Origin of the sequence: Citrobacter sp. wls757 (genome assembly GCF_005280935.1) — a bacterium.
GTDB classification, from domain to species: domain Bacteria; phylum Pseudomonadota; class Gammaproteobacteria; order Enterobacterales; family Enterobacteriaceae; genus Citrobacter; species Citrobacter portucalensis.
Genome location: NZ_SZWU01000081.1, coordinates 5521 through 12859 on the forward strand (window position 1 = coordinate 5521; position 7339 = coordinate 12859).

The 7339-nt window shown below is 49.9% G+C and carries 9 protein-coding genes and 1 other annotated feature; of the genes, 7 read left to right on the top strand and 2 right to left on the bottom strand.

Annotation, left to right across the window (positions count from 1 at the left end):
* Positions 1-205: 205 nt before the first annotated feature.
* From raiA to pheA, 3 genes are all read left to right on the top strand, one after another.
* A complete protein-coding gene (gene raiA, locus FDW94_RS22780) occupies positions 206-544 on the top strand; it encodes a ribosome-associated translation inhibitor RaiA (protein ID WP_003031244.1) in 339 nt (112 codons plus the stop codon).
* Between the two features lie 102 nt (positions 545-646).
* Positions 647-772: a sequence feature (Phe leader region), on the top strand.
* The gene (gene pheL / locus FDW94_RS22785) at positions 648-695 is read left to right on the top strand and encodes a pheA operon leader peptide PheL (RefSeq protein ID WP_100250063.1); all 48 of its coding nucleotides are present in this window, start codon (positions 648-650) and stop codon (positions 693-695) included. (Overlaps the previous feature by 48 nt.)
* A gap of 22 nt (positions 773-794) precedes the next feature.
* Positions 795-1955: a bifunctional chorismate mutase/prephenate dehydratase gene (pheA, locus tag FDW94_RS22790; RefSeq protein ID WP_137378296.1), complete on the top strand. Its 1161-nt coding sequence runs from the start codon at positions 795-797 to the stop codon at positions 1953-1955.
* 96 nt (positions 1956-2051) lie between these two features.
* Here pheA and tyrA read toward each other — a convergent pair whose 3' ends face one another.
* Together tyrA and aroF are read right to left on the bottom strand one after the other, a co-directional pair.
* Positions 2052-3173: a bifunctional chorismate mutase/prephenate dehydrogenase gene (gene tyrA, locus FDW94_RS22795; protein ID WP_003826456.1), complete on the bottom strand. Its 1122-nt coding sequence runs from the start codon at positions 3171-3173 to the stop codon at positions 2052-2054.
* Positions 3174-3183: 10 nt separating this feature from the next.
* The gene (gene aroF, locus FDW94_RS22800) at positions 3184-4254 is read right to left on the bottom strand and encodes a 3-deoxy-7-phosphoheptulonate synthase AroF (protein WP_003031241.1); all 1071 of its coding nucleotides are present in this window, start codon (positions 4252-4254) and stop codon (positions 3184-3186) included.
* A gap of 215 nt (positions 4255-4469) precedes the next feature.
* On the opposite strand from aroF, the gene FDW94_RS22805 reads away from it, so the two are divergent.
* The 4 genes from FDW94_RS22805 to FDW94_RS22820 all read left to right on the top strand — a co-directional run bounded on the left by FDW94_RS22805 (position 4470) and on the right by FDW94_RS22820 (position 7235).
* Positions 4470-4844, top strand: a complete 375-nt coding sequence (locus FDW94_RS22805; protein WP_008785516.1) for a DUF2799 domain-containing protein — start codon at positions 4470-4472, stop codon at positions 4842-4844.
* A 158-nt stretch (positions 4845-5002) separates the two neighbouring features.
* A complete protein-coding gene (locus FDW94_RS22810) occupies positions 5003-5521 on the top strand; it encodes a YfiR family protein (protein ID WP_003826451.1) in 519 nt (172 codons plus the stop codon).
* Positions 5514-6740 carry a diguanylate cyclase DgcN gene (gene dgcN, locus FDW94_RS22815; protein WP_003826449.1) on the top strand — a complete coding sequence of 409 codons (1227 nt, stop codon included), beginning with the start codon at positions 5514-5516 and terminating at the stop codon, positions 6738-6740. The genes FDW94_RS22810 and dgcN overlap by 8 nt, the downstream gene beginning before the upstream one ends.
* Positions 6741-6752: 12 nt before the next feature.
* A complete protein-coding gene (locus FDW94_RS22820) occupies positions 6753-7235 on the top strand; it encodes an OmpA family protein (protein ID WP_003826447.1) in 483 nt (160 codons plus the stop codon).
* Positions 7236-7339 lie beyond the last annotated feature (104 nt).

A 7339-nucleotide genomic window follows, 5' to 3' on the forward strand; every position in this document is an offset into this window, starting at 1 on the left:
TGAAGCGGTTTAGCTCCGACGCATCCCATCAAATATGGCCTGCTTTCAGGTATTCCTCAAGTAAAAAATCGCCTGTTCCTGCGGTGCCTCACAAAAAGGTTTTCTTGACAAAAAGCGACAAAATAATGTGATTTAGATCACACATTTTGACATTAGGAACGGTATGCTGGAATCACCAAGACGGGAAAGACAAGAGGTAAAATTTATGACAATGAACATTACCAGTAAACAAATGGAAATTACTCCGGCAATTCGCCAGCATGTCGCAGACCGTCTCGCCAAACTAGAAAAATGGCAAACTCATCTGATTAATCCACATATCATTCTGTCTAAGGAGCCACAGGGTTTCATTGCTGATGCCACCATCAATACACCGAACGGACATCTGGTCGCCAGCGCAAAACACGAGGATATGTACACAGCAATTAACGATTTGATCAACAAGCTGGAACGGCAGCTCAATAAAGTGCAGCACAAAGGCGAAGCCCGTCGTGCAACAACTTCAGTCAAAGACGCCAACTTCGTCGAAGCAGAAGAAGAGTAGTCCCTTACATTGAGTGTATCGCCAACGCGCCTTCGGGCGCGTTTTTTGTTGACAGGGTGAAAACAGTACGGGTACTTTACTGACGTAGCCAAAGGAAAATTACATGAAACTTGTCCCGTTCTTCTTCGCATTCTTTTTTACCTTCCCCTGAATGGGAGGCGTTTCGTCGTGTGATAAAGAATGCGAAGACGAACAATAAGGCCTCCCACAACGGGAGGCCTTTTTTATTGATAACAAGAAAGGCAACACTATGACATCGGAAAACCCATTGCTGGCGCTGCGCGATAAGATCAGCACGCTGGATGAAAAATTACTGGCCCTACTGGCTGAGCGACGTGGACTGGCCGTAGAAGTTGGTAAAGCCAAACTGCTTTCGCATCGTCCGGTTCGTGATATCGACCGTGAACGTGACCTTTTGGACCGACTCATTCAGCTTGGCAAAGCACATCATCTTGATGCTCACTACATTACTCGCCTGTTCCAGCTCATAATCGAAGACTCCGTCCTGACTCAACAGGCACTGCTCCAGCAGCACCTGAACAAAATTAACCCACACTCCGCGCGCGTGGCCTTCCTTGGGCCAAAAGGGTCATATTCCCATCTAGCCGCACGTCAGTACGCCGCTCGCCATTTTGAACAATTTATTGAAAGCGGCTGCGCAAAATTTGCCGATATCTTTAATCAGGTCGAAACCGGACAGGCTGACTATGCTGTGGTACCGATTGAAAACACCAGCTCCGGTGGGATTAACGACGTTTACGACCTGCTGCAGCACACCAGCCTGTCTATCGTTGGCGAGATGACCATTACGATAGACCACTGTGTACTGGTGTCTGGCACGACGGATCTTGAGACCATTGAAACGGTATATAGCCATCCGCAGCCGTTCCAGCAGTGCAGCAAGTTCCTGAATCGCTACCCGCACTGGAAGATTGAGTACACTGAAAGCACCTCTGCGGCGATGGAAAAAGTTGCGCAGGCTAGCTCACCGCGCGTGGCGGCCCTGGGGAGCGAAGCCGGAGGCGTACTGTATGGATTGCAGGTTCTCGAGCATATTGAGGCTAACCAGTCGCAAAACATCACCCGCTTCGTGGTGCTGGCACGCAAAGCAATCAATGTTTCCGATCAGGTTCCGGCAAAAACAACCCTGTTGATGGCGACGGGGCAACAAGCCGGTGCGCTGGTTGAGGCGCTGCTGGTACTGCGTAACCATAATCTGATTATGACTAAACTGGAGTCACGCCCGATTCACGGCAATCCGTGGGAAGAGATGTTTTATCTTGATATCCAGGCCAACCTGGAGTCGCCCCAGATGCAAAAAGCATTGAAAGAGCTGGGTGAGATTACACGTTCGATGAAAGTACTGGGATGCTATCCAAGTGAGAACGTGGTGCCAGTCGATCCGAGCTAACGTTTGGCAATGCCGGATGGCGCTACGCTTATCCGGCCTACGGTTCATACGATTTTTGAAGGCCGGATAAGGCAAACCCGCCATCCGGCATCTTAATTAAGGACGGCTGTCATTCGCCTGGCGTAACAAAGTACGGCTTTCACTCTGGAAGCGTTTCGCATAATCGCCAAACCAGTGCTCCACCTTACGGAAGCTGTCGATAAACGCTTGCTTATCGCCCTGCTCCAGCAAACCTATTGCCTCGCCAAAACGTTGGTAGTAGCGTTTAATCAGCGCAAGGTTGCTCTCAGACGACATAATAATATCAGCATAGAGCTGCGGATCCTGGGCAAACAGACGGCCAACCATCGCCAGTTCAAGGCGGTAAATCGGCGAAGAGAGTGCCAGCAGCTGCTCCAGTTGAACGTTCTCTTCCGCTAAATGCAGACCGTAAGCAAAGGTCGCAAAGTGACGCAGTGCCTGAATAAACGCCATGTTCTGGTCATGTTCAACGGCGCTGATCCGATGCAGTCGCGCACCCCATACCTGAATCTGTTCCAGAAACCACTGATAAGCTTCCGGCTGACGTCCGTCACACCAAACGACGACCTGCTTGGCCAGACTGCCGCTGTCCGGACCAAACATTGGGTGTAACCCCACCACCGGGCCATCATGTGCAGCCAGCATCGCCTGTAAAGGACCATTTTTCACCGAAGCCAGATCCACCAGAATGCAGTCAGACGGCAGACGCGGTAGTTTGGCGATCACCTGCTCGGTGACGTGGATCGGCACGCTGACGATCACCATGCCGGCATCAGAGACGATCTCCGGCGCGCGATCCCAGTCCTGCTGTTCCAGGATCCGCACCTGGTAACCTGACAGGGTGAGCATTTTTTCGAACAGACGCCCCATCTGACCGCCGCCGCCGACAATCACCACCGGCCGCAGAGAAGGACAAAGCGTTTTAAACCCTTTGTCGTTCTCACTGGAGTAGGACTCACGCATAACGCGGCGTAGCACATCTTCAATCAGGTCCGGCGGCACACCCAGGGCTTCCGCTTCCGCCCGGCGAGAGGCCAGCATAGAGGCTTCCCGTTCCGGCACGTAGATCGGCAGCCCAAAGCGGCTTTTTACTTCACCTACTTCGGCAACCAGCTCCAGGCGGCGTGCCAGTAAATCCAGCAGCGCCTTGTCGACTTCATCAATTTGATCGCGTAATGCGGTCAATTCAGCAACCATAACCAACCTCTTATGCTACACGCGCCGACAGCTGGCCGTTTAAATCCTGGCTAATTTCACGCAGCAGCGCATCCGTCATTTCCCAGCTAATGCAGGCGTCAGTTACGGATACGCCGTATTTCATTTCGCTGCGCGGCTGTTCGGAAGACTGGTTGCCTTCGTGAATATTACTTTCAATCATCAAGCCAATGATTGAGCGATTGCCATCTTTGATTTGTGCAATCACGGATTCAGCCACGGCAGGCTGACGGCGGTAATCTTTATTGGAATTACCATGACTGCAATCTACCATCAGAGAAGGTCGTAGTCCCGCCTGCTCCATCTCTTTTTCGCACTGGGCGACATCTGCCGGGCTGTAGTTCGGCGCTTTACCTCCGCGCAAGATCACGTGACCGTCCGGATTCCCCTGTGTTTGCAGCAGTGCAACCTGCCCGGCCTGGTTAATACCGACAAAGCGGTGCGACTGCGCGGCCGCGCGCATGGCGTTAATGGCGGTCGCCAGGCTACCGTCGGTACCATTCTTAAAGCCAACCGGCATCGAAAGACCGGAAGCCATTTCACGGTGAGTCTGCGATTCCGTAGTACGGGCACCGATTGCGGACCAGCTAAACAGATCGCCCAGGTATTGCGGGCTATTTGGATCCAGCGCTTCAGTTGCCAGCGGCAGTCCCATATTTACCAGTTCAAGCAGCAGCTGACGCGCAATTTTCAGACCTGCTTCAACATCAAAAGAGCCATCCATATGAGGATCGTTAATTAACCCTTTCCAGCCGACAGTGGTACGGGGTTTTTCAAAATAGACGCGCATCACCAGGTAGAGGCTATCGCTGACCTCTGCGGCAAGGGCTTTAAATCGACGAGCATACTCAATCGCCATTTCAGGATCGTGAATGGAGCATGGGCCACATACGACCAGCAGGCGCGGATCGCGACCGGAGATAATATCTGAGATGGTTTTACGCGACTGGGCGATTTGCGCCTCTTGCTCCTGGCTCAGCGGAAATTCAGCTTTCAGCTGCTCCGGAGTCATCAGAACCTGTTCGTCGGTAATATGTACGTTGTTCAGCGCGTCTTTTTGCATGATGGTGATCCTGTTTAGCTCGTTTGCGATAGTTGATCCTCAGCGAGGAGGAAATAACGATATCACAACAGGTAAAGATTTCAATCCACAATCCGTAAATTTTAATTTACATAGTGTTATTTTAAGGCAAAAACAGCCCTTATGAATGTACATTTAAATTTACACCACCGAGTTTTCAGATCCACTATGCTTAAAAAAACGAAGGAGCACAGGCAATGAAGCAACTCATCAGCATCTTGTTTCTATTACTTCTTAGCGGATGTCAGATAGACCCCTACACCCATGCCCCTACCTGGACTGGTACCGACTGGTACGACGCCGGGATACAAGATGCCATTTCGGGTTATGCCGTTAAAGATAATGAAACGCTTGCCGACAACTACAATGACCCCGACGTCGATCGTACGGAATACCTTAAGGGTTACGCCGAGGGGCAACGTAAAACCTGCCAGCAGGATTTTGTTTATGCCAGAGGCCTGACCGGGAAAACTTTTCCGCCCAGTTGCGATACTGTCGAAAATGTTGACCAGTTACACAGCGCCTGGCAGCAAGGGGCAAACGAGGGTGCTGCCTCGATAAGGTTAAATTAAACAATGGTTTATATTTTATAAACCATTAAGATTTAACTTAAATCACCAATAGCATTATTCCAGGAATAATGACGGCTTAGGAAAATAATGTTATTTTGTTGCAAACAATCTTGAATGTATTTCGACGTTTTACAGCAAACGCTGGTAGGTAACTATTCATGAGCTATTCTTACCGACTCATACTTCTACTGGCACTGCTCCTGACCGGATTACCGCTGTATGCCCAAAGCGTTACGGAAGAAGCAAAATCGGTACGCGCTATGGTTTCCGGCATCGTCAGTTATACACGCTGGCCTGCACTTTCCGGGCCCCCAAAACTGTGTATTTTCTCTTCATCGCGTTTTTCCAGTGTCCTGAAAGATACCAGTGCAGGCGCATTACCCTATCTTCCCGTCATCATCCGTACGGAACAAGAAATATTAGTTTCGCAGTGTGACGGTTTTTATTTTGGAAAAGAATCCCCTACTTATCAGGTGGAATTAAAGAATAAATATCCGACTAAGGCATTGTTATTAATTGCTGAACAGAACCCCGAATGCGTTATTGGCAGCGCCTTTTGCCTCATAATTAAAGACGAAGATGTGAGATTTTCCGTAAATATGGATTCCCTTTCACGCAGCGGCGTAAGGGTCAGTCCAGACGTATTGATGCTTGCACGGAATAATAAGCATGGATAAGGGCCATTCTCCCATAGCACGCCCGACGTTTAAGCGAACATTACGGCGTATCAGCATAATCAGCGTTCTGGTAACCATGATGCTGATCTGGCTGCTGCTCAGCATTTCTTCCGTGCTGGCATTAAGACAGTATGCGCAAAAGAATCTGGATCTGACTGCCGCTACCATGACCCGTACGCTCGAAGCTGCATTAGTCTTTTCTGATAGTGTTGCAGCAACTGAAACGCTGGCGGCACTGGGTCAGCAGGGGCAATTTTCCGTTGCAGAAGTTCGTAATAAAAACCAGAAGGTGATCGCCACCTGGCGCTATAACGCGCAGGATACCACTGAAAAGATCAGCGGGATGATCAGCCACTGGCTGTTCCCACAACCGGTCACTCAGCCGATTTTGCACAATGGCAACGTCATCGGTGAAGTACGATTGACTGCGCGCGATAGCGTTATCAGTCATTTCATCTATTTGTCGCTGGCCGTTCTTACCGGGTGCATTCTGTTGGCATCCGGAATTGCATTAATGCTCACTCGCTATTTACACAATGGCGTTGTGGATGCACTGCAAAACATTACCGAGGTGGTACATGATGTTCGTACCAACCGTAACTTTTCACGGCGCGTATCAGAGGAACGCATTGAAGAGTTTCATCTCTTTGCCCTGGACTTTAATAGTCTGCTGGACGAGATGGAGGAGTGGCAACTTAAACTGCAGGCAAAAAACGCTCAGCTTTTGCGTACTGCACTACATGATCCTCTGACGGGTCTGGCAAATCGCGCCGCATTTCGCAGCAGCATAAATGCCCTAATGAATGATGATGCCGCCCACAGCAGCTCGGCATTGTTATTCCTTGATGGCGACAATTTTAAATTTATTAATGATACCTGGGGCCACGCAGCGGGGGATCGGGTCCTGATTGAAGTCGCAAAAAGGTTATCCGAGTTTGGGGGGAGTCGCCATTACCCATACAGACTTGGCGGCGATGAGTTCGCCATGGTGCTGTATAGCGTTCATTCTGAATATGAGGTTCAGCGGATCTGCGCGGCACTGTCACAAGAGTTTAACCGACCTTTTGACCTGCATAATGGTCATCTGGCAAGCATGACGCTCAGCATTGGGTTTGCGCTGACGTGGGAACATGCCTCTGCCGAAAAATTACAAGAACTTGCCGATCAAAATATGTATCAGGCTAAACATTTGCGTTCTGAACGCATTATTAAAAAATAAGGAATTACACACATGCTAAAACGTTTATTATCCCCGTTTCTTCTGCTTTTACTGATTCTGGCTGGCTGTCAGGCACCTCAGGGAAAATTTACCCCAGAGCAAATTGCAGCCATGAAATCATACGGATTTACTGAAGCATCAGGAGACTGGTCTCTCGGCCTGTCTGACACTATCCTGTTTGACAAAAATGACTATAAACTCCGTCCTGAAAGTGAAAAACAGATCAAGGAAATGGCATCCAAACTGGCAGCTACCGGGCTAAATCATGCTCGCCTGGATGGTCATACTGATAACTACGGTGAAGACAGCTATAACGAAGCTCTGTCACTCAAACGCGCTAATGTCGTTGCCGATGCCTGGGCGCAGGGCGCTAATATTCCCCGCACCAACCTGACTACTCAGGGACTCGGGAAGAAATACCCCATTGCCAGCAACCAGACATCAAAAGGTCGCGCTGAAAACCGCCGCGTGGCGGTCGTGATCACGACACCATAATCGTCCCCCAAATGGCTGCGCGCCGCGCAGTCCTTCCATTGCCATAAAGAACAAAAGAGTAAACGTCGGGATAAAAAAAGGGCCAGCCTTTCGGCCAGCCCTTT

What these genes read in the sequence shown, in the direction of transcription:
- raiA (WP_003031244.1), top strand. Translation starts at nt 206, where the DNA reads ATGACAATGAACATTACCAGTAAACAAATGGAAATTACTCCGGCAATT.
- pheA (WP_137378296.1), top strand. Translation starts at nt 795, where the DNA reads ATGACATCGGAAAACCCATTGCTGGCGCTGCGCGATAAGATCAGCACG.
- tyrA (WP_003826456.1), bottom strand. Translation starts at nt 3,173, where the DNA reads ATGGTTGCTGAATTGACCGCATTACGCGATCAAATTGATGAAGTCGAC.
- aroF (WP_003031241.1), bottom strand. Translation starts at nt 4,254, where the DNA reads ATGCAAAAAGACGCGCTGAACAACGTACATATTACCGACGAACAGGTT.
- FDW94_RS22805 (WP_008785516.1), top strand. Translation starts at nt 4,470, where the DNA reads ATGAAGCAACTCATCAGCATCTTGTTTCTATTACTTCTTAGCGGATGT.
- FDW94_RS22810 (WP_003826451.1), top strand. Translation starts at nt 5,003, where the DNA reads ATGAGCTATTCTTACCGACTCATACTTCTACTGGCACTGCTCCTGACC.
- dgcN (WP_003826449.1), top strand. Translation starts at nt 5,514, where the DNA reads ATGGATAAGGGCCATTCTCCCATAGCACGCCCGACGTTTAAGCGAACA.
- FDW94_RS22820 (WP_003826447.1), top strand. Translation starts at nt 6,753, where the DNA reads ATGCTAAAACGTTTATTATCCCCGTTTCTTCTGCTTTTACTGATTCTG.